23 protein-coding genes, 1 riboswitch and 2 other annotated features are annotated in these 25,230 nt (G+C 33.1%); all 23 genes read right to left on the reverse strand.

Annotated elements, in window-relative coordinates; all coding sequences use genetic code 11:
• Nucleotides 1-18: 18 nt before the first annotated feature.
• Nucleotides 19-156, reverse strand: coding sequence for a hypothetical protein (locus HHH54_RS01095; protein ID WP_198616983.1), 138 nt, complete (start codon nucleotides 154-156; stop codon nucleotides 19-21).
• 70 nt (nucleotides 157-226) lie between these two features.
• Complete coding sequence (locus tag HHH54_RS01100; protein WP_349771819.1) at nucleotides 227-688, reverse strand: DUF4930 family protein; 462 nt, start codon at nucleotides 686-688, stop codon at nucleotides 227-229.
• A 536-nt stretch (nucleotides 689-1,224) separates the two neighbouring features.
• Nucleotides 1,225-1,905, reverse strand: coding sequence for a RadC family protein (gene radC, locus HHH54_RS01105; protein WP_198617070.1), 681 nt, complete (start codon nucleotides 1,903-1,905; stop codon nucleotides 1,225-1,227).
• The gene (locus tag HHH54_RS01110) at nucleotides 1,905-2,621 is read right to left on the reverse strand and encodes a prepilin peptidase (protein WP_198616984.1); all 717 of its coding nucleotides are present in this window, start codon (nucleotides 2,619-2,621) and stop codon (nucleotides 1,905-1,907) included. The genes radC and HHH54_RS01110 overlap by 1 nt, the downstream gene beginning before the upstream one ends.
• Nucleotides 2,622-2,778: 157 nt before the next feature.
• Nucleotides 2,779-4,044 (reverse strand): bifunctional folylpolyglutamate synthase/dihydrofolate synthase, encoded by a 1,266-nt coding sequence (locus HHH54_RS01115; protein ID WP_198616985.1) that lies wholly within the window; start codon nucleotides 4,042-4,044, stop codon nucleotides 2,779-2,781.
• An 11-nt stretch (nucleotides 4,045-4,055) separates the two neighbouring features.
• Nucleotides 4,056-6,689, reverse strand: a complete 2,634-nt coding sequence (locus tag HHH54_RS01120) for a valine--tRNA ligase (RefSeq protein ID WP_198616986.1) — start codon at nucleotides 6,687-6,689, stop codon at nucleotides 4,056-4,058.
• 39 nt (nucleotides 6,690-6,728) lie between these two features.
• Nucleotides 6,729-6,936: a binding site (T-box leader), on the reverse strand.
• A 77-nt stretch (nucleotides 6,937-7,013) separates the two neighbouring features.
• Nucleotides 7,014-8,081: an AbrB family transcriptional regulator gene (locus tag HHH54_RS01125; RefSeq protein ID WP_198616987.1), complete on the reverse strand. Its 1,068-nt coding sequence runs from the start codon at nucleotides 8,079-8,081 to the stop codon at nucleotides 7,014-7,016.
• Between the two features lie 218 nt (nucleotides 8,082-8,299).
• Entirely contained in the window at nucleotides 8,300-9,586 is a 1,287-nt protein-coding gene (hemL, locus tag HHH54_RS01130) for a glutamate-1-semialdehyde 2,1-aminomutase (RefSeq protein WP_198616988.1), read from the reverse strand.
• Between the two features lie 17 nt (nucleotides 9,587-9,603).
• Nucleotides 9,604-10,581, reverse strand: a complete 978-nt coding sequence (gene hemB, locus HHH54_RS01135; RefSeq protein WP_198616989.1) for a porphobilinogen synthase — start codon at nucleotides 10,579-10,581, stop codon at nucleotides 9,604-9,606.
• A gap of 2 nt (nucleotides 10,582-10,583) precedes the next feature.
• Nucleotides 10,584-11,261: a uroporphyrinogen-III synthase gene (locus HHH54_RS01140; protein ID WP_232796194.1), complete on the reverse strand. Its 678-nt coding sequence runs from the start codon at nucleotides 11,259-11,261 to the stop codon at nucleotides 10,584-10,586.
• Nucleotides 11,262-11,275: 14 nt separating this feature from the next.
• Nucleotides 11,276-12,199, reverse strand: coding sequence for a hydroxymethylbilane synthase (gene hemC, locus HHH54_RS01145; RefSeq protein ID WP_198616990.1), 924 nt, complete (start codon nucleotides 12,197-12,199; stop codon nucleotides 11,276-11,278).
• Between the two features lie 23 nt (nucleotides 12,200-12,222).
• Nucleotides 12,223-13,059, reverse strand: a complete 837-nt coding sequence (gene ccsA, locus HHH54_RS01150; protein ID WP_198616991.1) for a cytochrome c biogenesis protein CcsA — start codon at nucleotides 13,057-13,059, stop codon at nucleotides 12,223-12,225.
• Between the two features lie 14 nt (nucleotides 13,060-13,073).
• Nucleotides 13,074-14,414: a glutamyl-tRNA reductase gene (gene hemA, locus HHH54_RS01155; protein ID WP_198616992.1), complete on the reverse strand. Its 1,341-nt coding sequence runs from the start codon at nucleotides 14,412-14,414 to the stop codon at nucleotides 13,074-13,076.
• An 88-nt stretch (nucleotides 14,415-14,502) separates the two neighbouring features.
• Nucleotides 14,503-15,102, reverse strand: coding sequence for a ribosome biogenesis GTP-binding protein YihA/YsxC (gene yihA / locus HHH54_RS01160; RefSeq protein WP_198616993.1), 600 nt, complete (start codon nucleotides 15,100-15,102; stop codon nucleotides 14,503-14,505).
• A 183-nt stretch (nucleotides 15,103-15,285) separates the two neighbouring features.
• A complete protein-coding gene (gene clpX / locus HHH54_RS01165) occupies nucleotides 15,286-16,551 on the reverse strand; it encodes an ATP-dependent Clp protease ATP-binding subunit ClpX (RefSeq protein ID WP_198616994.1) in 1,266 nt (421 codons plus the stop codon).
• A gap of 153 nt (nucleotides 16,552-16,704) precedes the next feature.
• Nucleotides 16,705-18,018 (reverse strand): trigger factor, encoded by a 1,314-nt coding sequence (gene tig / locus HHH54_RS01170; RefSeq protein ID WP_198616995.1) that lies wholly within the window; start codon nucleotides 18,016-18,018, stop codon nucleotides 16,705-16,707.
• Between the two features lie 86 nt (nucleotides 18,019-18,104).
• The gene (locus HHH54_RS01175; protein WP_198616996.1) at nucleotides 18,105-19,031 is read right to left on the reverse strand and encodes a hypothetical protein; all 927 of its coding nucleotides are present in this window, start codon (nucleotides 19,029-19,031) and stop codon (nucleotides 18,105-18,107) included.
• A gap of 9 nt (nucleotides 19,032-19,040) precedes the next feature.
• Complete coding sequence (locus tag HHH54_RS01180; protein ID WP_198616997.1) at nucleotides 19,041-19,643, reverse strand: NUDIX domain-containing protein; 603 nt, start codon at nucleotides 19,641-19,643, stop codon at nucleotides 19,041-19,043.
• A gap of 122 nt (nucleotides 19,644-19,765) precedes the next feature.
• On the reverse strand, nucleotides 19,766-20,122 hold the full coding sequence (rplT, locus tag HHH54_RS01185; RefSeq protein ID WP_198616998.1) for a 50S ribosomal protein L20: 357 nt from the start codon (nucleotides 20,120-20,122) through the stop codon (nucleotides 19,766-19,768).
• A 53-nt stretch (nucleotides 20,123-20,175) separates the two neighbouring features.
• Complete coding sequence (gene rpmI / locus HHH54_RS01190; protein ID WP_198616999.1) at nucleotides 20,176-20,376, reverse strand: 50S ribosomal protein L35; 201 nt, start codon at nucleotides 20,374-20,376, stop codon at nucleotides 20,176-20,178.
• A gap of 22 nt (nucleotides 20,377-20,398) precedes the next feature.
• A complete protein-coding gene (gene infC, locus HHH54_RS01195; RefSeq protein WP_198617072.1) occupies nucleotides 20,399-20,926 on the reverse strand; it encodes a translation initiation factor IF-3 in 528 nt (175 codons plus the stop codon).
• Nucleotides 20,927-20,950: 24 nt separating this feature from the next.
• Nucleotides 20,951-21,088, reverse strand: a sequence feature (ribosomal protein L20 leader region).
• 34 nt (nucleotides 21,089-21,122) lie between these two features.
• The gene (locus HHH54_RS01200) at nucleotides 21,123-22,634 is read right to left on the reverse strand and encodes an amino acid permease (RefSeq protein WP_198617000.1); all 1,512 of its coding nucleotides are present in this window, start codon (nucleotides 22,632-22,634) and stop codon (nucleotides 21,123-21,125) included.
• 199 nt (nucleotides 22,635-22,833) lie between these two features.
• Nucleotides 22,834-23,008: riboswitch (Lysine riboswitch) on the reverse strand.
• A 51-nt stretch (nucleotides 23,009-23,059) separates the two neighbouring features.
• Nucleotides 23,060-24,997 (reverse strand): threonine--tRNA ligase, encoded by a 1,938-nt coding sequence (gene thrS, locus HHH54_RS01205; protein ID WP_198617001.1) that lies wholly within the window; start codon nucleotides 24,995-24,997, stop codon nucleotides 23,060-23,062.
• Nucleotides 24,998-25,230: the final 233 nt, after the last annotated feature.

The following is a 25,230-nucleotide window of genomic DNA, read 5'->3' on the forward strand; positions in this document are numbered from 1 at the left end:
AATATAGAAACTTAAATATTATTTAGATGTGTTATCTGATGCATTCGCATCATTTTTTGCATTTTCTTGTTGTGATTCTTTTTGACGCATTTTCGCGAATAATTTTTGTGCTTTTAATTGTTCGTTACTTTGCTCTTGATTATTTTGATTAGTCATTATACTCACCTTTCTAATAATCATTCAAATTCAGGGTAACGCAAAAAATTATGAAATACAAGTCTATACTTTATTCTGACTTATCATTATATGCTTCAAGAGCAAACATTTTAATAGGATGACCCATTTGATTTAAGTCATAATATAAGTCGTGTTCTGTGGTATATACACGCATTTGTTTTTCACCGAAGTTGTATAAAATAAATCGAGAGTTTTGCTCAGCAATTAAATATTCGTCATCAAAACCCATTCGAGTCAATTCATTAACTTGCATAAACTCATATTTATCTATCCAACTAAAGACATTTCTAGATTGTGTACTCGGAACGTTTCTAAATAACGTGTTCTCTTGTATGATATAACCCCTACCATTTGCAGGTACTTCATAACCTTGTTCATCAACATATTGGTAAGCTAATTTATGCTTTAAAGGATTCCAATTTTGTTGATTAACAACGGGCATGAATTTTAACGATACAATTAAACCTATTAACAGTAAAATAATTATTGAAATATTAATTTGCTTTCTCACTATATGTCATCCTTTAAGAACATTTTTATCATACTTAGTATATCTTGAATTAATTCCCTCTACATCGTTCTTTAGATGGAATTAATCATGAAAACATGCAACCTATGGCATTACATAGTAAAATAAAGTTAAAGGAGTGATTATTTGAGATTAATTTCCTTGTTTCTTATTATTTTATTAGTAATTCTCATCTTCCGTTTTAGTGTCTCACTAATTAGCTTTTTAATTCGGCTAGGATTTGTACTTTTGCTATTATATTTAGGCTATCACTTAATATTATGGCTAACTCAACAATTGTGAATTACTTACAATTTAGATAATCCTTAAATTTTCTGAAGTGGGAGCTTCCTAGAAAGAATTACTATGGCAACGTTTTTCTTAGATAATAACGCTGTAACTCATTTACCAACTTTTCTATAGTTCCCACAATTTTTATATATTTTAATTTCATCAAATGACAATACTTCAAAATCTTTAATCAATATGATAATTCTAGTCTTTATACCTATGTCATAGTAAGTATGTCTATAACTTTTTCATTTGAACTGTGTTTCACTCATAATCGATGTAAAGTTATCCTCCCCCACTATAATATGATCTAATAATTCTATGCCCATAGCTTCCCCACATGTAATAAGTCGTTTTGTTGTGGTAATATCAGCTGATGAAGGTGTTGTGTCCCCTGAGGGGTGATTATGAACAACAATAATTGCATGAGCTGACCATTTTAGTGCAACTTTAAATACCTCTCTTGGATGAATAATAGCACTGTTAAGCGTCCCGATAAATAATGTTTCTTTATGTACAATATGATGCTTTGTATTAAGTATAAGAACGATAAAATGTTCTTGATCAATCCCTTTTAAATCATGATACATGTACTCAGCAATTTGCTCAGGGCCTTTTATTGGTTCTGATAATAATACTTGCCGGTCAAAATAAATTCTTGAAGCCAATTCAAAAGCCGCAAGTAATGTTATTGCTTTCTTTTCTCCAATCCCACTAAAATTTTGTAATTCCATTATCGATAAAGCTCTTAACTGTCTTAAGTTTGAATACTGTTTCAATATTTCAGAGGCTATTTCAAGACTTGATTTTCCTTTTCGACCTGTATTAATTAATATTGCAAGTAATTCCGTGTTTGATAATGCTTTCGCACCATGTAATCTTAACCTTTCTTTTGGTTTTTCTTCATGTAATAAATCGTTGATTCGCATCATAAAATACCCCCAAAATAAAATAAGAATTGCTTAAACATTATTGATATAATGATAAAACTTAAAAAAATGGAAGGGACAAGCGGTATTATTGGAAAATGGACTAATTTAAATAAATAGTAAAAAGGAAGTAATAGTAAAGCGATTGGAAAAAGGATTAAAAGTAGTAATACCATAAAATTAAATGGTAGTGCCAGTGCTAAAATCATTAATAATTTGATATCACCAAATCCTATAAAGTTAGGAAATATCATACCAAACACTAAAAGAACAGCGGATAACAATAACTGACTTATAGTAATATGATTAAACATCCCTAAGCCAACTAAACAAAACACTAATAACAATAACCATCGATGTGGCACTATTAAATCTTGAATATCTATAAAAGATAAAGTTAATAATATAAGGGAAATGAGATAAAAATAAGAAAGATAGATATCTAAAGCGAGGTAAATTGGTAATATTAATAAGAAAGCACCTAATAATTCTGCGATAAATAGCTGAAGAGGTATAGTTGTACCACAGTGTCGACATCGCCCTTTTAAAATTAAAAAGCTAAATATGGGGATTAAATCGTAACACGCAATAGTATGATAACACTTCTGACAACGACTCCTATTCCATAACATCGAAATTTTAAGTACTTTGTGTTCTGAAACTTGCATTAAAAAACTCATTAAACTTGCACCAAACATTAGAATAACTACAATCATAGTCTCCTCCTTTTTTGTATTTGTAGTATATGCGTCGAGCGTCCTAGAGTCAAATTTCAAATTTTACATATTAGAGTCCATAATGCTGAATAAAATGAAGTCCCTCCTAATTAGACCATTAAAATTAAAATCTGTTGTCTAAATAGGAGGGAGAAATTTAATTAAAATTTATTTTAGATTTTACTTCACTAATGAAGTACAAACTTCCAGTGATTAATAAACAATCACCTTTGTAATTTTTAATAAATTGAACATAATCATCAACAATAGATTTATTTGTAAATTCAATTTCATCATATAAAGCATATTTCGGCAATGCTTTTGGAAAATCGAATTCTGTAATATAAATGTGTTCTGCAATATCATTAAATGCAGCTAACATATGATGAATTGGTTTACCTTCAATCGCTGAGAAAAGAATATCGACTTTATCACGTTGATAGTATCGATGTATTGTATCAATTAAAGCATCAATACTTTCTTTATTGTGTGCCCCATCAATAATAATTAATGGTTCTTTTGAAACTTCTTCAATTCTGCCTGTCCAACGTGTTTGTTCTACGCCATCAATCATTGCATTAAAGTCAATTTTAATAAATCCGCGTTCATATAATTCAATGAGCGCTGTTATTGCTAGTGCAGCATTCTCTTTTTGGTGTTCACCCAACATATTTAAAGCAATATTTTCAAGTTCATAATCTTTATAACGATAGGTAAATTCATCATCTTCAGATTTTATAAATATATCACGATCATACTCTATCGCAGGTGCGTCCATCATTTCAGCAGTATCACGAAAATGCTTTAGGGCATCTTCATTCTTAATTGCATATATTACCGGTGTATTAGGTTTAATAATTGCACTTTTATCATGCGCAATATCAAGATAAGAATTACCTAAAATATCTGTATGATCCAATCCTATGCTCGTTAAAATACTCATAATCGGATGGATTACGTTAGTAGAATCATTTTTCACGCCTAATCCAGCTTCAATAATTACAAAATCTACTTTTTGAATAGCACCGAAATATAGATACATCATCGTAGTGATAATCTCAAATTCTGTAGCTGTACCTAATTCAGTTTCTTCTTCCATCCTTTCACTTACAGGCTTCACTTGTGTTACCAACTCTGCAATAGCTTCATTAGATATAGGTTGGCCGTTGACACTGATTCGTTCATTAAAAGTTTCAATGTAAGGTGATGTAAATGTTCCAATTTGGTAATCATTTTTCACTAAAGCTTCTCGTAAATAAGCTACAGTTGATCCTTTTCCATTGGTACCACCAACATGTATTGCTTTAATGTTTTGCTCTGGATTACCTAATTCTGCTAGCATCCATTGCATACGTTTCACACCTGGCTTGATACCAAATTTCGTCCTTTCATGTATCCAATATAAACTATCTAGATAATTCATAACTCAGACTCCTATGATTGTAATTGTTCGATTCTTGATTTAACACCATCATATTTTTCTTGATAATTCTTTTGTTTTTCACGTTCTTCATTGATGATTTTTTCAGGTGCTTTATTGACAAAGTTTTCATTTGCCAATTTTTTATTGACACGATCTAATTCTTTTTGCCATTTATCTAATTCTTTTTCTAAACGTTGGATTTCTTTATCCATGTCTATTAAACCTTCTAAAGGTAAAATCACTTTACCTGCTGTAACTATAGTTGTCATTGCTTTTTCAGGTATTTCAATTGTTGTGTTAATTTCTAGTACACTTGGATTACAAAAACGTTTTAAATAATCTTGATTGCGCTCTAATAGTACTTGTGTATCTTGATCTTTAACTTGGATTTTAATTGGAATTTCTTTAGATAATGGTGTATTAACTTCTAATCGTGACTGACGTACTGATTTGATAATTTCAACAAGCTGTTCCATGATTACTTTACTTTCTTCAAACATTAACTCATGATTCACTGTTGGCCAATCACTTGTCACAATTGATTCTCCCTTATGTGGAAGATTTTGCCAAATTTGCTCTGTAACAAAAGGCATGAATGGATGTAATAATCGCATAATACGATCTAATACATAACTTAAAACTGAACGTGTTGTGTTCTTTTGGTCTTCGTCGTCACCATTCATTGGTATTTTACTCATTTCAATATACCAATCACAAAATTCATCCCAAATAAAGTTATATAACGCGCGTCCTACTTCACCAAATTCATATTTTTCACTTAAATTTGTTACTGTCTCTATAGTTTCATTTAAACGTGTCAATATCCACTGGTCTGCAACAGATAAATTTCCAGATAAATCAATGTCTTCTACCGTGAAAGATTCGCCAATGTTCATCAAGCTAAATCTTGCAGCATTCCAGATTTTATTGATAAAGTTCCATACAGATTCCACTTTTTCTGTTGAATATCTTAAATCATGTCCTGGTGAAGAACCAGTTGCTAGGAAATAACGTAAACTATCTGCACCGTATTGGTCTATTACGTCCATTGGGTCTACACCATTTCCTAATGATTTACTCATTTTGCGACCATCTTCAGCACGTACCAAACCGTGAAGTAACACATCATTAAATGGTTTTTGACCTGTAAATTCAAGTCCTTGGAAAATCATACGGGCTACCCAGAAAAATATAATATCATAACCTGTAACAAGAACATTTGTAGGATAATAACGTTTATAATCTTCCGCTTCCTCATCTGGCCAACCTAAAGTTGAAAATGGCCATAATGCACTTGAGAACCATGTGTCTAGTACATCTTCATCTCGTGTCCAATTTTCAATATCTTCTGGTGGTTCTTCAGAAACAAACATCTCACCAGTTTCGTTATGATACCAAGCTGGAATTTGATGTCCCCACCAAAGTTGTCTTGAAATTGTCCAATCACGAATTTCTTCCATCCATCTATTAAATGTTTTTTCAAATCTTGCTGGCACAAAATCTATTCGATTATGGGTATCTTGATTATTTAAAGCTTGTTCTGCAAGAGGTTTCATTTTAACAAACCATTGTGTTGATAAATAAGGTTCTACAACTGCTCCACTTCGTTCGGAATGACCTACCGAATGCATATGATCTTCAATTTTAATTACTAAATCTTGAGCTTTTAAATCTTCAACTAATTGTTTACGACACTCAAAACGGTCCATACCTTGATATTTATCAGCATGCTCATTCATGTGTCCTGTTTCATCCATAACGACAATACGCTCCAGATTATGACGATTACCAATTTCGAAGTCATTAGGATCATGTGCAGGTGTTACTTTCATAGCCCCACTACCAAAGTCTTGATCTACATATTCATCAGCTAAAATTGGTAATTCACGTCCTACTATCGGTAATATAACCTTTTTACCAATAACATCTTTGTATCGTTCATCATTAGGATTTACTACAATCGCTGTATCTCCAAGCATAGTTTCTGGACGCGTAGTAGCGATTTCAATATATCCTTCTCCATCAGCATATGGATATTTGAAATGATAAAATTTTCCGTTTACATCTTCATGAATCACTTCAATATCAGATAATGCTGTTCGCGCTTCTGGGTCCCAGTTAATGATTCGTTCCCCACGATAAATAAGTCCTTTATGATACATATCCACAAAGACCTTTTTAACAGCTTTACTTAAACCTTCATCTAAGGTAAAACGTTCTCTTGAGTAGTCTAACCCTAAACCTAGTTTCGCCCATTGTTCACGGATGAAATTCGCATATTCTTCTTTCCATTCCCAAGCTTTTTCTAAAAATTTCTCTCTACCGATATCATGACGAGAAATACCTTCTTCTCTCATTTTAGCTTCAACTTTAGCTTGTGTTGCGATACCAGCATGGTCCATACCAGGTAAATATAATGTATCATACCCTTGCATACGCTTCATACGTGTTAAAATGTCTTGTAATGTTGTATCCCATGCATGACCTAAATGTAATTTTCCAGTTACATTCGGTGGCGGAATAACAATTGTAAATGTTTCTTTTTTTGTATCCGACTTTTTAGGTGTAAATAACTTTTGTTCTAGCCATGATTGATAACGACCCGCTTCAACTTCTTGCGGATTATACTTTGGTTTCATTTCCATCTTGAATCCCTCCATAAAATAAAAAAACATCTGCCCTATAAATAGGACGGATGTTCCGTGGTACCACCTATATTCAATAATAATTGATTATTGCACTCAAATGATTAACGCTCATGACACGCCTAAACTTACTTAATTTCAGATAAGGTAATAAATGGGCTACCTTCCATTTAAGTTTTTGTGCATTTTCAGCAACCATGCACTCTCTATAAAAAACGTTAAATGTACTCCTCCCAAAGTTACTGCTATTAAATTCTCTTTTATAGTATACTTAAATCCACATTAAGTCAATAATTAGATGAACTTAATTCAGACACAGTAGCGTTATTCTCTCATTAATAATCTCTTCAAATAAATATTAAGTAAAGGTGCAACTAAAAATAAAATAAAGAATACACGGAAAATATGATAGCTTGATATCAACGCCACATCTGCTCCAGTTTCTAAAGCCACGAGTACAATCTGACTCATACCACCTGGCGCCGCACCTAGAAACAACTCGTTGACAGGATCATGAGTGAAATAACTTAAAATTATTACCATTAAAAGTGCACTAAAAATGAGTAATACATTTTGAAATGCAATAGCAACTGCGATTCGTCCCTTTAACCTATCTGTGAGATGAGCGATTTGAACACCAACGCGAATCATATATATAACTTGTGCAATAGCAATGATTGGCTGATCTAAAGTAAAAGTAAGATCTGTAGAAATATTCCATATAATGAGCACTACTATCGGCGCTAATAACATTTTAGTTGGAAAATGAATCCATTTCATAATGTAATATACGATGATCACGCCTACTATTAAAATTCCTACTTGCCACAATTCAAGGACATCAGTCATTACCTTAGCTTGAGGTAAATCATTTTGGTGTTGTGATTGATTTTGGAAAAAGAATGATATAAGTGGTACTAAAATAACAACAAAGATGATTCTAGAGGTTTGAGTTAAACTGACTACTAATATATCTGCTCTCTTATTTTCCTCAGCCATAACAAGCATTTGACTAAGTGCACCAGGTATCACACTTAATATCGCTGTCTCAGTGTTGACTTTTGCAATTTTTTTAAATCCTAACGAAACAATTAAAGCTAAACATAATAAAAATATACTGACTAAAACAATAGCAATAAAATCATCTTTTATATCATGCATAACTGGTTTGGTAAACGCACTACCAATTTGAACGCCTAACATAATTAAGCCTAAATTACTGAGCCACGTCGGCCACTTTATATCTAATTTAAATATTTTTACCGCAATTAAACTTGCAATTATCGGACCGAACATCCATGGCAACATGATATTAAGAAAAAAGAGCGCAAATCCTACAATAATAGAAAGTACAACAACGATAATATTATTCTTTAGATATTTTTTTGACATATTGACCCCTTTTAAAATTATAATGTTAATACAAATAGAAAGGTTGGGACAAATTCAACACAACTCCAGAACAATAATTAATTGTGTCCAGAAGTAAGGATTTCTAAAGCGTTTTTCCAATAAATTCTATATATGATTTATCAAAATACTTACTTTTATTAACCTTACGTCTTTTCATCCCAACCACTATGAATTTTAATACTTATATATAAGGATTATTATTTTATTACACGTTGTAAAGCTACATCAAACGCATTAATTGTTTTCTTGATATCTTCGTGAGTATGCTTAGTTGATAAGAACATGCCTTCAAATTGCGATGGTGGTAAGAAAATACCTTCTTTAGCTAATTCACGATATAGTTCACCAAATAATTTTAAATCAGATTGGTTCGCCTCTTTAAAATTAGTAACAGGTCCTTCATTTAAGAAAAATCCAATCATTGAGCCCGCGCGATTAATCGTTAATGGCACTTGATGCTTAGAAAATACTCGCGTTAATCCTTCCTCTAACATATCTCCAAGTTCATTGAAATATGCATAGCTATCCTCTGTCAATTGACTTAATGTCATGTATCCACTTGTCATAGCAAGAGGATTTCCTGACAAAGTACCAGCCTGATAAATATCTCCACTTGGTGCAATATGATCCATAATTTCTTGACGACCACCAAATGCCCCAACTGGTAATCCTCCACCAATTACTTTACCTAAACAAGTTAAATCTGGCGTCACATTAAAATAACCTTGCGCACAATGATAGCCTACTCTAAAACCAGTCATCACTTCATCAAAAATTAATAAAGAACCATATTCATGAGTAATATCACGTAAGCCTTGAAGAAAATCATTAATCGGTGGCACTACACCCATATTACCTGATACAGGTTCCACAATAATTGCAGCAATATCTGATCCATATTGTTCAAATGCATATTTAACTGCATTTAAATCATTATATGGTACAGTAATTGTATTTTTAGCTGTACCTTCAGGAACTCCAGGAGAATCTGGTAATCCTAAAGTTGCAACACCTGATCCAGCTTTAATAAGTAACGAATCACTATGACCATGATAATTACCTTCAAATTTAAGAATTTTATTACGACCTGTATATCCTCGTGCAAGTCTTAAGGTATCTAAAGTAGCCTCTGTACCAGATGACACCATTCTGACTTTTTCAATTGAAGGTACACGTTCAATTACAAGTTCTGCAAGTCTATTTTCTTCTAATGTTGAAGCACCAAAGCTTGTACCTCTATCCACGACTTCATGGATTGATTCAATTACTTTAGGATCTTTATGACCTAAGATAAGAGGTCCCCAACTTAAAACGTAATCAATATACTCATTGCCATCAATATCAAAAATGTGGCTTCCTTCACCATGATCCATAAATATCGCTGGTGTATCAACAGATTTAAATGCACGGACAGGACTATTAACTCCCCCAGGCATTAACGTTTGTGCTTTTTCAAATGCTTGAACTGATTTATCGTAACGCATGATTGATCCTCCTAATGTTATTGTCTTTCAATATAATGACATAAATCTTTAGCAAAATACGTAATAATCATATCGGCGCCAGCACGTTTCATTGAAATCATTTGTTCCATTACAACTTTTTCTTCATCAATCCATCCATTCAAAGCAGCAGCTTTTGTCATACTATATTCACCACTGACATTATATGCAATGACAGGAACATTTGAATGATTGCGAACATCTCGAATAATATCTAGATAACTTAATGCAGGTTTAACAATCATCATATCAGTACCTTCATTTAAATCACTTTCGAGTTCACGAAATGCTTCTAAACGATTAGCTGGGTCCATTTGATACGTCTTACGATCGCCAAATGAAGGCGTTGAATCAGCTGCATCTCTAAATGGACCAAAGAAACTTGAAGCATACTTAATACCATAACTCATGATAGGGATATGATAGTAACCCGCTTCATCTAAGCCTTTTCGAATCTCGGCAACAAAACCATCCATCATATTACTTGGCGCAATAATATCTGCACCTGCTTTAACTTGGGATACAGCCGTTTTTACAAGTAACGGTAATGTTTTATCATTATCCACATCATGTGTATGTTCGTCAATTAAACCACAATGTCCGTGGTCTGTATATTCACATAAACAAGTATCTGCAATGACTAAAAGATCATCGTATAATGATTTTGCAATTTTTGTAGCTTGTTGAATAACACCGTCATCAACAAATGCACCTGTACCACATGCATCTTTTTCATTTGGAATACCAAAGAAAATTATTGCACGGATACCTAAATCGTAAGCTTCTTTAATTTCTTCATGTAATAAATTTAAGCTTATTTGATATACACCTGGTAAAGACTTAATTTCTTTTTTGACATCATCTTTTTCCACTACAAATATAGGATATATTAAATCTTCTTTTCTTAGATGTGTTTCACGTACTAAACTACGCATTGTCTTTGAAGAACGTAGACGTCTATGTCTATCAAAATCCATAATTATTCCCTCGTTTCAATTATTTTTTTGATCATTGCATCTAAAGTTTGTATGTTCGCTGATATATTATCTATGCCATATTGATTGGCCGTTTGCTGGGTTTGTGCTCCAATTGTTACTACACCAATATCACTGTTCAATTCATACGAATCATCAAAAAAAGCTCGAACAGCTGATGAACTCGCAAAGGTAATATAGTCTATTTTTTTCTCATCCACTAATTGATGTGCTTTTTTAATATTTTTTAAATACGGAATTGAACGGTATAAATCAATTTTACATACTTTATGCCCCTGATGACGTAAAGTTTCATGTAATAGTGGACGTGCCCCTTGACTTGATGGTATCAATATCGATGTAGAACATTCATTATGAAATGCATCTAAAAAGCCTTCTTGTGAATATAAATCTGGCGTAAAGTCTACATTTATACCATGTTCAATACAATACGCTTCAGTTTTTTTACCAATTACTGCTACTTTATCAAATGATGTTTGTTCTATATATGGTAAAAAATAACGTACCGCATTTTTAGAAGAAAAAAGAAGCCAATGATAATGAACTTTTAACTGTTGAGTATCGAACATCAATTTTTGTGTTCGAATTAATGGTAAATGGTATATATTTACAAGCGTATTTTCATAATCATGTGTTTGAGTCATTAAAACATTGGGCTTCAACTGTTAACACCTCTTTAATTATCATTCAAAGCTTGAATAATTTCATAAGCGCCTTGTGATTTAAGAACTTGACTGACTGTTCTACCAAGCTCAATGCCATCATGACCGATTTCAGTATGTTCAAAACGTTGATGACCATCTGGTGACATGACAAGACCTGTAAATTCAATTTCTCCATTTTCTCGTTTATGTGCATAGCCACCAATCGGTACTTGACAACTACCGTCCATTTCTTTCAAAAATGTACGTTCAGCACTTACACATTCACTTACATCATTATTATGAACTTTCTTTAACAGTGCAAGCAATTCTGTATCGTCCGCTCTACACTCGATACCTAAAGCACCTTGTCCTATAGCTGGTACTAGCAAATCTTTATCAAGATATGTCGTAACAATATCTTCAGACCATCCCATACGTTTCAATCCTGCTGCCGCTAAGAGTATTGCATCATAATCTTCATTGTATAATTTATTTAATCTTGTATCAATATTCCCTCTTATCCACTTAATCTCAAGATGTGGAAACTTTGCAAGGATTTGTGCGCCACGTCTGAGAGAACTTGTTCCAACGATACTCCCCTCAGGAAGTTCATCTAGTGGGATATGATTTTTAGAAATAAATGCATCAAACGGATTTTCTCTATCCGGAATACATCCAAGTGTTAATCCCTCAGGTAAAACACTTGGTACATCCTTCAAGGAATGTATAGCCATATCGATGGAATGATTAAATAATTCATTTTGAATTTCTTTCACAAATAACCCTTTACCTCCGACTTTAGATAATTGTCTATCTACAATTTGATCACCTTTTGTGACAATTTCTTTGATTTCAATCTCTAAAGTGGAGTCAATTTCTTTTAATTTCTCAATAAATTGTTTAGTTTGTGTTAAAGCAAGCTTACTACGTCGTGATCCTACAACAAGCTTTCTCATAGATGCTTTCCTCCTTTAATATTTTATACACCAGTCCACTGATGAAATGATGAGACTTGCGTAATGACAATTAAATTCATCATACAACTCAAAAACAAAATCATATTGAAATATATTAATACAATTGGTTTGAGCCGTTTCATTAATTTTAATGCAATATAGACGGTGTAGCATAGAAATATCGCTACAGATAAAATAACTTTTAAATCTCGGAATATATGTAAACCTATTGTTACAAGTCCCCATTGCACTCCCAAAATAAGACTAACAAATAATAAGATATTCCCGATAATTGAACTTAAGAAAACAATGTGCTCAATATTTGCAAGACTACTTATTCTGAAAAAGTGCTGGGTAAATCTTTTCCGTTTCAAGTTTTGAAATTGCATAATATATATAATTGCATTTACAAAAGCAATTGCAAAAACAACATAGCTTAATAATGCAAGTGAAATATGAATCACTAATAACTCATTAATTGCCGTAATACGCGACACATCCAATTTAAACTGATAAGGATGAAAAGTATGAATTGCCATAAATATGAAACCAATAATATTCAACAAGACTATCATAAAGTCAGATTGTTTCATTGAAGTAAGCATAAAACTAACTGTTAATATTAACCACGTTAAAACACTCATACTTTCAACTATTGACGTTAAAGGGAGATAACCTCGCCATATTACAAATATAGTTAAAGAGATTGTTTGACATACCCAAACAATCCCTAATGTATAAAATCCAAAAGACTGCAGTCGATAATTCTTTTGGAATAAATCAAGTACTAAAGATAAAGTACAAATAAAGTAAATCAATAAAATAACTTCATGAAAACGAATTAAAAATACTTCTTCCACAGCACCACCAACTATTAATGATCAAATTTTAATACTTTTTGATTAAGAATTTGACGTTTGTTTTCAACTGCTTTTTGTTTATAATCTTCTTCAACTTCTAAATTAAATATCTCTTGGAATAATGATAATTTGTATTCAGAATCATTTTCTGTACTAATTTCTTTAGCCATTTTAATAGGATCTTTTAGCATTTGATTGATAATGCTTTTAGTATGTTTTGAAATGACTTTGCGTTCACGTTCAGTTAAGTGTGGTAACTTACGATCTACACTTTCCATAGTATCCTGTTGAATATTCATTGCTTTTTCTCTTAATGCACGAATGACAGGTACAACACCTAACATTTGTACCCATTCATTATGTTTAGTGATTTGCGCTGGAATTTGTCCTGAAATTTGATCTGCAGCACGACGACGCTCACGAATATTGGCATCAACAAGACCTTTTAAATCATCAACATCGTAAATAAATAGATTAGAATCCATTGTTTCAATTGGCTCTATGTCTCTTGGTACTGCAATATCAATTAATACCTTTTGATGTGCACCATTCATGCTATCGCACATTTCTAACATTTCTTTTGTAATGACAAATGTATTAGAACTTGTTGAACTTATAACGATATCCGCTTCTGTTAGCGCATCAGCCAATTGGCTCATAGGTGCTGCATCAATTTCATAAGTCTCTGCTAAAGCCTCAGCCTTAGAATGAGTGCGATTCATTAATGTTATTTGTGTAACTCCTGCACCTTTTAGATTTTGGATGGCACGCTCACCCATTTCACCCGCACCTATAACAAGGGCGCGTTTTTTTTGCAATTTACCGTACATTTTTTTAGCTAATTCCACCGCTGCGTAAGAAACACTAATTGCATTATCTGCAATATCAGATTCATGGTGTGCTTTCTTACTAAATGTAATCGCCTGTTTAAATAATTCATTAAAGATTGTACCTGTAGTATGTGCTTCTTGAGCTGTAAAGAATGCATCTCGAATTTGACCTAATATTTGTGTTTCTCCTAACACAATAGAGTCTAGTCCAGAAGTCACCTTAAATAAATGTTCAACTGCTGCATCCTCAACTTTAACTTCTGAAATAGCTTTTATATCATCAACTTCAAAATTAAACTGGCGTGCTAAAAATCTCTGAATATAGTAACGACCTGTATGAATTTGGTCAACTACTGCATAGATTTCTGTACGATTACATGTTGATAAAATTACATTTTCTAATATAGATTTGGTTTCAAATAAAGATTCATGAACATTTAACATATTTTGTTCATTGAATGAAAGTTTTTCTCTAAGCGCTACATCAGCTGTTTTATGATTCACGCTAACTGCTAAAATATACATGAAAATGCCCCCATACGTTTTTCAATACAGGTATTATAACATAGATTATAGTCATTCTAATTAAAACCGAACTATAAAATCACTTTTTTTACTCATTAATATCAATATATGTAGCAATGGCCTCCCATATATTTGAAGTTTTATTTTTATTTAATGCAGAATAGCTGATAATCTGATCACCTGGTTCTAAATCAAGTACTTCTTTAATCACTTTAATGTGCTTTTGTACTTTACCTTTTGAGATTTTATCTTCTTTCGTAGCAATAATTAAAGTAGGTATTTCATAATGCTTTAAAAAGTCATACATTAAAATATCATCTTCAGTAGGTGGGTGCCTCAAATCAATCAGCTGAATTACTAATTTTAAAGGTTTTCGAGTGGTAATATATGTTTCTATCATTTTACCAAAAGCTTCGCGCTGTTTTTTACTCACTTTCGCGTAACCGTATCCTGGAACGTCGACAAATATTAATTGATCATCAATATTAAAAAAGTTTAAAGTTTGAGTTTTACCAGGTTGTTGAGAAGTTCTTGCCATATTTTTACGACCAATCATAGCATTGATAAATGTAGATTTTCCAACATTCGAACGACCACTTAAAGCTACTTCTGGTAAGCCTAAATCTGGGTACTGATCCGGTTTCACTGCACTGATTAATATATCGACGTTGTTTGAATTGATTTGCATCATTAGTCCTCCTATATCTAATAGGTATTTATCATATATAAATAAAAAAGTGAGGACGAAATCAGTTTTGATTTCGCACCCCCACTTTTAAAGTTACTGTTTTATAAATAAAATGACAAGCAATTATATCATTTAGATTTAATTTATCTCAATCACAGTAACTTATTTTCTTATCTTCACTAACTATGCTGATGTTTTTTTATCATTTAATAGATTATCATCAGCATCATAAAGCTCAGGTTCAGTTTCGTTGATAATTGTGTCTTGAGTAATAACGACTTTCGCTACGTTATCACTTGATGGTATATCATACATAATATCAATCAGTGCTTCTTCAATGATAGAACGTAAACCACGTGCACCTGTCTTACGCTCAATTGCTTTTTCACTAATTGCAGCGAGCGCTTCTTCAGTGAATTCAAGTTCAACGTTATCAAGTTCTAACATTTTTGAATATTGTTTTACAAGCGCATTTTTAGGTTGAGTTAGAATATTTTTAAGTGCTGCAACATCTAATGTTTCAAGATTGGCAACAATAGGTACACGACCAATAAACTCTGGAATAAGGCCATACGCTTGTAAGTCTTCAGGACGAATATGCTCTAGAATACTATCATCATCATAATTAGAAGCTTCACTGCTAGAAAAACCAATAACTTTTTCTCCCAGGCGACGCTTAATTACTTCATTAATACCATCAAAGGCACCACCAAGAATGAACAGAATATTTGTTGTATCAATTTGAATGAATTCTTGGTTAGGATGTTTACGTCCGCCTTGAGGTGGCACACTTGCAGTAGTACCTTCTAAAATTTTAAGCAATGCTTGTTGAACACCTTCACCTGATACATCACGTGTGATAGACGTGTTTTCAGATTTACGAGCAATTTTGTCAATTTCGTCTACGTAAATAATACCTTTTTCAGCTTTATCAACGTCAAAGTCTGCCGCTTGAATTAAGCGTAATAAGATATTTTCAACGTCTTCACCAACATAACCCGCTTCAGTTAAACTTGTCGCATCTGCAATTGCAAATGGAACGTTCAATGTTTTGGCTAAAGTTTGAGCAAGTAACGTTTTACCGCTACCTGTTGGACCAATTAACGCGATATTACTTTTTTGAAGTTCGACATCTTCACCGTTTTTCGGTCCTAATTGTTGAACACGTTTATAGTGATTGTATACTGCTACGGCAAGTGACTTTTTAGCCTTTTCTTGACCAATCACATAATTATTAAGTTCGTCCATAATTTCTTTTGGTGTAGGTAATTCTGCTAGTTCTTCTACTTCATTGTGGCCTAACTCTTCTTCAACAATCTCAGAACATAATTCGATACATTCATTACAGATATAAACTCCACTACCTGCAACTAATTTTTTTACTTGATCTTGATCTTTACCACAAAAAGAACATTTTAAGTTTTCTTCATCATCATTAAATTTAAACATTTAAATTTACACCCCTGTTCTTTTACGACTATACTAGAAAGCATTTTATTACGTATTGAACTATACTTTCAAGCTTTTTGCATAAAACAACATTAGCAGATACAACTTAAATTGTATCTGCTAACGATAATGGTGAGCTATAACAATCTTTTATTACTCAGAATCTTTGTCTTGAGTTGGTTCATCAACAAGTTTAGCTTCGTTCACTAATAAGTCAATGACTTTTTTAATACGTACGTCGCTTTTAACAATGTCCGTATTACCTAAAGTGTTCTTGATGTCCTCAACTGAGATATTAAATTGTTTACTCATTGTTTCTAATTCTTTATCGATATCTTCATCTGAAACTTCAATGTCTTCTTTTTCAGCAATAGCATTTAAAGTAAGATTTGTTTTTACGCGTTGTTCAGCATCTTCAGCCATTTGTTTACGTAAATCATCTTCAGATTGACCAGAAATTTGATAATATGTTTCAAGATCTAAACCTTGTTGTTGAATACGTTGTGCAAATTCTTGTAACATACGGTCAGTTTCTGTTGTAATCATTGCTTCTGGAATGTCAACTTTAGCATTGTCAGTCGCTTTAATAATCGCTTCTTCTTTTTGATCTTCGTCAGCTTCTTTTTGTTTTGCTTCTTCTAATTGTTTACGTAAATTAGCTTTAAACTCATCTACTGAGTTCGCGTCAGAATCAAGTTCACTTGCTAATTCGTCGTCTAATTCTGGTACTTCTTTTACTTTGATTTCGTTAATTTTTGTTTTGAATGTCGCAGCTTTTCCAGCTAACTCTTCTGCGTGATACTCTTCAGGGAATGTAACTTCAACGTCTTTTTCTTCTCCCACTTTTAAGCCTATAAGTTGTTCTTCAAATCCAGGAATAAACATACCTGAACCAATCTCTAAGTCGTAACCATCAGCTTGGCCACCTTCGAATTGTTCTCCATCAACATAACCATCAAAGTCTAAATTAACTGTATTACCTTCTTCAACTTGACCATCTTCTTTAACAACCATGTCTGCCATTGACTCAAGACGTTGTTCAACTGCTTCTTCAAGTTCTTCATCAGTTAACTCAGTTTCTTGCTTAGTGATTTCTAAACCTTTATATTCACCAAGTTCAACTTCAGGTTCTACCGTAACTGTTGCATCAAATTTTAAGTCTTTTCCTTTTTCAATTTGAGTGACTTCGATTTCAGGTTGTGCAACTGGATTAATTCCAGTTTCTACTACCGCATCACTATAAGCTTGTGGTAATAAAATATCAACAGCATCTTGGTATAATGCTTCTACACCAAAACGTTGTTCAAAAATCACACGAGGTACTTTTCCTTTACGGAATCCTGGTACATTAATAGATTTTACAACTTTTTTAAAAGCTTTGTCTAAAGCTTTATCTACTTCTTCTGCAGGAACAGTAACTTGTAATAATCCTTCGTTACCTTCCTTTTTTTCCCATGTTGCTGTCATGTATTAAAACCTCCATGAATAATCATTTTTAAAATTTTTCAACTTCTTTATTATAACACAGGTTCATAGTGATTTAAACATGAACACTATGTATTTAATGATTTTATAAGTTTTAGTAACTTGTTTATATTTGAATTTGTATTATCGTTTTCTTGTCCAATTAAATGCATAAAATATTGATTATAAGCATGAATCCATTCTTCTTGGTTACCATAGCGATAAATATCTAATGGATATAACGCAATATTATGATTATTTAAGTGTACATATGCCTCTTGAACTAATGAAGGCGCATTCCCTTCTAACAATTCAATTACTTTTGGCATAACTAAATGCTTAAAATCACTTTTTTCAATTCCTGGTAATTGACTAGGTATGATTTGATAATCATCATCAAATTTTGAAAGTGTTATAGAGTGATTGTAGCGACCAAGCCTTAAATATTCAAGCATCACACTTTGTGTAACTGCGACATACTGATGTGTCTCTAATAAATACTTTATACTTTCAACAAATTGAAACGCATGATCATCTATTAAAGCAAGTATTAATTTGGTTTGTTCAGGTGTCGTTAGTGAATTGAACTTTTGTAATTGGTATGCCATAAAATCTACACGTTCATGGAGCTTTGAAAGCGCTTGGTCTTTTAAAGGTAAAAGAATTAAACGTGTTTGATGTTCTGATACTTCGTCAATAACTTGATCGATGACATTGATAACATCATGATATTGTTCAAGCTTTAGTAAACTTTTAATATAAAATACCATAAAAGTATCATAAGGCTGATAACCTAGAGACATTAGAATATTTGTTTCTTCTCTTAATTCTAAATAAGCTTCGAGTTTCCATAAAACTTCACATTTTACAAGCGCAATCTCATTGTTAAGTTCAAAATAAGACTCATATTCATTAATATATTGATAAGCCTTTTCAAATGCTTGTGATTCAACACTTTCGTTGATATTTTCATTCAGCTGTTTTTTTAATTTCGGAAACGGAATAACTTCGGACATTTAAACCACCTATTTTAAATTTTTTAATATAAGTGCACTCCATGATTCAAATGTATCAAACTGATTTATTTCGTCAATAGACTGCCATTTAATTTTTAAAGTATCCGTCTCTTTCACATCAACTTCTTCTTGATTGACTTTGACTTTATAAACTACACCCATATGCACTCGTCCAACTTCATTATTGTCATCGTTAATAAAGCCGATATGATCTAATTGTTGAGGGTGAATGCCAATTTCTTCATTAAGTTCACGGCCTGCATTTTCTCTAACAATTACTTCAATCGATTCGGCGCCTTCAACATCATTCATGTGACCACCAACACCAATGGATTGTTGACCATGTAGTCGTGCTTCACCACCACCTGTTAAACGTTCATATACTAATAGTTCTCCTTTTTCATTCTCAATTAAAGTATAAGTAATCAATTGTTTAAATGAAGGATCTTCCTCCATATCTCCTCTTCGTTTCACTTCGAAGGCCTTAAGATGATTATAAATTGCTTCGCCCCTCTTATCCTTATGTGAAATAAACCCATTAAACGCTAACTCTTCGTGATTAAATAGCTTTTCCCTAGGAACAACTATGATTTGTTCATCAAATTTAGACATGTCATTTGGCTCCTTTAAATGTTTTTATCATCATAACAAAATTTTAAAAATCAGGTAAAGTAATTATAATATGTAAAAAAGAGTTGGAATCGTCTAACATTCCAACTCTTAATGATTATTGATTATTTTAAAGCATCTTTAGCTTTATTTACTAATTCAGCAAAAGCTTTTTCGTCAGAAATAGCGATTTCTGATAACATTTTACGGTTAATATCAATTCCAGCTTGTTTTAAACCATTCATTAAACGAGAATAGCTCATATCATGCTGACGTGCGGCTGCATTAATACGTGTAATCCATAATTTACGGAAATCACGTTTTCTTTGACGACGGTCACGGAATGCATATTGACCTGATTTCATAACTTGTTGTTTTGCTACTTTATATAAAGTACTTTTTGAACCAAAGTAACCTTTAGCTAATTTGATTGTCTTTTTACGACGCGCTCTTGTTACTGTTCCACCTTTAACACGTGGCATAGTAAATTCCTCCTTTTATCTCTTCGGTATCTTTCATACCCTACACTAATTTATTATTTTACGTATGTTAATAATTGACGTACACGTTTTTCATCACTTTTAGAAACAAGTGTTGCTTTACGTAATTGACGTTTTTGTTTTGTAGATTTATTCGCGAATAAGTGAGAAGTGTATGCTCTAGAACGTTTTAATTTACCTGATCCAGTTCTTTTAACACGTTTCGCTGCTCCGCGGTGAGTTTTCATTTTAGGCATTGTAATTTCCTCCTATAATCTTTTATTTTTCATTAATTGGGGCTAACATAAGGAACATTTGACGACCTTCCATTTTAGGTTTTTGCTCGATAGTTGCAAGGTCTTTACATTCTTCAGCAAATTTTTCTAAAACACGTTGTCCAATTTCTTTATGAGTGATTGCACGCCCTCTGAAACGAATTGAAACTTTAACTTTATCACCTTTAGATAAGAACTTACGTCCGTTTTTCAACTTAGTATTGAAGTCATGTTCTTCAATTGTTGGACTTAGACGAATTTCTTTCACATTGATGACTTTTTGTTTCTTCTTCATTTCTTTTTCTTTTTTCTGTTGTTCGTATTTATATTTACCATAATCCATAATACGTGCAACAGGCGGCTTAGCATTTGGAGCAACAATTACAACGTCTAAACCAATTCGGTCTGCCATCTCCAATGCTTCTCTTTTTGACTTAACACCGATTTGGTCACCATTTTGACCAATAAGACGTAATTCTTTTGCACGAATTTTTTCATTTACTTGCGTTTGATCCTTAGCTATGGTTGACACCTCCAAAAAATTTACGAATGGTCCAAGCACGAAAAAAAGCGAGGGATACATCCCCCGCTTCTAACGTCAACATGAACTAATATCACACATGTTTCATCGTTAACCTGCCAACAGCTTTATGCGTCGCTACAGGTGAGAAGCGGGAAGCTTCTACTTGGTCCGTTTCGTATTCAACATGTAACACTATAGCAACATTTTAATGCTTAGTCAAGTCTTTTTGAAAATTTCTTTCATCCATTGAAACATCCTGACTCAAATTCACTTGTTCTAACGGTATTTTCTTCGTTTTGTATCTTAATTTATGATAAAAGAAGAAAATTAAAAATACCGGAATACCCATATATGTGATTAAAAAGCGATTCAGATCAAAATCACCACTTTGAATTAAATCCACATCTTGACCAATGATTACAATAACACATAAAACAAATGCTAAAATTGGCCCAAAAGGAAATAATTTAGCTTGATATTTAAGTTTATTCACATCATAATTCTGAGCGTTAAATGCTTTTCTAAATCGATAATGGCTTATCGCAATACCGAGCCATGCGATAAATCCTGTTAAACCACTGGCAGCCACTATGTACTCATAAGCATTACCACTTAAATGTTGAACAATGAAAATCAAAATAACAATCAATGCTGTTGAGAACATTGAAATAAGAGGTGTCCCTTTATGATTTGTCTTACCGAACACTTTAGCAGCTAAACCATCTTTACTCATTGAATACAGCATTCTCGTACTTGCATACATCCCTGAGTTTCCTGCAGAAAGTACTGAAGTTAAAATAACTGCATTCATAAAAGATGCTGCAAATGCGAGACCAGCATTTTTAAACACAAGTGTAAATGGAGATGTTGCAATATCATCTCCTCCACCCATTAAGGCAGGATGATTATAAGGAATTAACATTCCGATAATAAATATTGCAAAAATATAAAATAATAGAATACGCCAAAACACTTGTTTAATCGCTTTAGGTACTGCACGCTCAGGATTTTCAGACTCTCCAGCTGTAATACCAACTAGCTCCGTACCTTGGAAAGAGAATCCTGCAATTAAAAATACGCCAAAGATAACTAAGAGGTTGCCCCCTAATCCATCACCAAGTAAAGGTGCATCACCTTTGGTAAATACATCAAAACCAACTGCACTGCCACCCATAATACCAAATATTGTAAGTATACCTACTATAATAAAAACAATTACAGTTGCTACTTTAATGAATGCAAACCAATATTCACTTTCACCATAAACTTGGACTGATAGAGCATTCAAACCAAATATGATAAGCATGAACACACAACTCCACGCCCATGCTGGTAAGAATTGAAGCGGTTGCCAATATTGAATGACTTGTGCCGCGATTGTCACGTCAGCTGCAACAGTAATGACCCAGTTAAACCAGTAATTCCATCCTAGTGCAAAACCAAGTGAGGGATCAACAAATCTTGTTGCATATGTACTAAACGACCCGGAAACTGGTAAGTAAGTAGCCATCTCACCTAGGGATGTCATTAAGAAAAACACCATAATGCCAATAATGGCATATCCTAATAAAGCTCCTAATGGTCCTGCATCATGAATTGCACCGCCAGACGTCATAAATAGACCTGTACCAATAGCTCCCCCAATGGCAATCATCGAAATGTGCCGGTCTTTTAAGTGACGTTGAACCGTATTTTGTTCTTTTACATCGTTACTCATAATTTAATCCTTTCCTTTACTTAGAGGTAGTGTGGAACTTCAATAGCAACATTTATAAAGTAACCACCACAATATTTTGCTCAATCAAAATCTTGATGTATTCTCTTTATTTCAGATTTATCGTTCATTCAACTATTAAAAGTATTTTTCTTTTTAAAGTCAAAAGGGTTGCACCTTGATGATGCAACCCTTTTAGTGAATGAATAGTAGCGCATCACATCTGTGACAGTCTAGTTTCTATTCGATAACTAGCCCAACTTCAAAAGTTGATAGCCTTTTAAAGTTTCGGCATTGGCACCTTTTACTTGTTCAACATACGTACTATCAATACTTCTGACAAGTGACTTATTGACAATGCATCCTCTAACTAAATCTTATTAATATTTTAATTCCAACTATACACTATATCGCTACCTGTAGCAAGGTTATCTTTGTTTTTTAAGACGAATTTCGTCTACTAAATCCCAAACAAACGTATCTTTTTCTACAGTTTCTTGATCTTTAGAACCATATTTTCTAACGTTAACCTCATTGTTTTCAACTTCCTTATCACCAACAACTAACTGGTAAGGGATTTTCTTCATTTGTGCTTCACGGATTTTATATCCCATCTTTTCATTACGATCATCAATGTGTACACGAACACCTTGAGATTTGAGCTCGTCTTGAATTTGACGTGCATAATCATAATGTAAATCAACATTAACTGGGATAATCTCAACTTGTTGCGGTGCTAACCAAGTTGGGAATGCACCTTTAGTTTCTTCAGTTAAGAATGCAACAAAACGTTCCATAGTTGAAACTACACCACGATGAATTACTACAGGTTGATGATGTTCACCATCTTGACCAATGTATGTGAGTTCAAATTTTTTCGGTAATAAGAAATCAAGTTGTGCAGTTGACAGTGTTTCTTCTTTACCCATAGCTGTTTTAACTTGCACATCTAATTTAGGTCCATAGAATGCCGCTTCACCAATAGCCTCTTCATAATCAAGGCCAAACTCATCAACAGCTTCTTTTAACATTGCTTCTGCTTTATTCCACATATCGTCATCATCGTAATATTTTTCTTTATCTTCTGGATCACGATAACTTAAGCGGAAAGTGTAATCTTTGAAACCAAAATCTTCATAAACGTCTAAAATCATTTGGACAACACGTTTAAACTCTTCCTTAATTTGGTCAGGACGTACAAATATGTGCGCATCATTTAGAGTCATGCCTCTTACGCGTTGTAAACCTGATACTGCACCACTAGCTTCATAACGATGCATTGTACCTAATTCTGCAATTCGAATTGGTAATTCACGGTATGAATGAGGTTTATTTGCATAAATCATCATATGATGCGGGCAGTTCATTGGTCGTAAAACCATTGCTTCATCAGCATCTAATTGCATTGCTGGGAACATGTCATCTTGATAATGATCCCAGTGGCCTGAAGTTTTATAAAGCTCAACATTTGCCATAACTGGTGTATAAACATGGTCATATCCTAAACTAATTTCTTTATCAACAATGTAACGTTCAATTTCACGACGAATTGTTGCGCCATTTGGTAACCAAAGTGGTAAACCTGCGCCAACCAATTGATTATTTGTGAATAATTCTAAATCTTTACCAATGCGGCGATGGTCACGTTCTTTGCGTTCTTCTAACATTTTAAGATGAGCTTTTAAATCTTTTTTGTCAAAGAAGGCTGTACCGTAAATACGTTGAAGCATTTTATTGTCGCTATCACCACGCCAATAAGCACCTGCAGTTGATAAAAGCTTGAATTCTTTTATTTTTGATGTAGATGGTACATGTACACCACGACATAAGTCAGTAAATTCACCTTGTGAGTACAATGTTACTGATTCATCATCTGGAATTGCATCAATTAATTCTAATTTATACTCATCATCTTTAAAAAACTCCTTCGCTTCCTCTCGCGAAACAACTTTTCTTTCAATTTTGTGATTTTCATCAACAATCTGACGCATTGTTTTTTCGATTTTTTCGAAATCATCACTTGATACTTTTTGATCCATATCAAAGTCATAATAAAAGCCGCCTTCAATAACTGGACCAACTCCGAATTTCACATCGCCATATAAGCGTTTTAATGCTTGTGCCATTAAGTGAGCTGTAGAATGACGAAGAACTTCGAGTGCTTCATCACTACCTTGAGTAATGATTTCTAAATCCCCATCAGTCTCTAAGGGTCTAGTTAAATCTACAAGCTGTTGATTGTATTTACCTGCTACTGCTTTTTTACGTAATCCAGGACTGATAGATTGTGCAATTTCTTCAGTTGTAATCCCTTTATCAAACTCCTTTTCATTGCCATCTGGAAAGCGTACTTTAATTTTTGACATGAAAATCCTCCTCTTCAAAATACGAATATAAAATAAAAACCCCATCCCAAAAAGGGACGAGGTTTCGCGTTACCACCCTAATTTAAGACTCTCATCGTATATTTCTACATACTATATTGAGTCTCATCTCTACATAAGATAACGGTCTTGAGCCGGGTATTCATTACAAATACCATTTAAACAAGGGAGTAATATAACAAGTTACTGGCCACACTCTCAACATCCGTAGCTCT

The organism is Staphylococcus canis (assembly GCF_016238445.1).
In the GTDB taxonomy this organism is placed as follows: Bacteria; Bacillota; Bacilli; order Staphylococcales; family Staphylococcaceae; genus Staphylococcus; species Staphylococcus canis.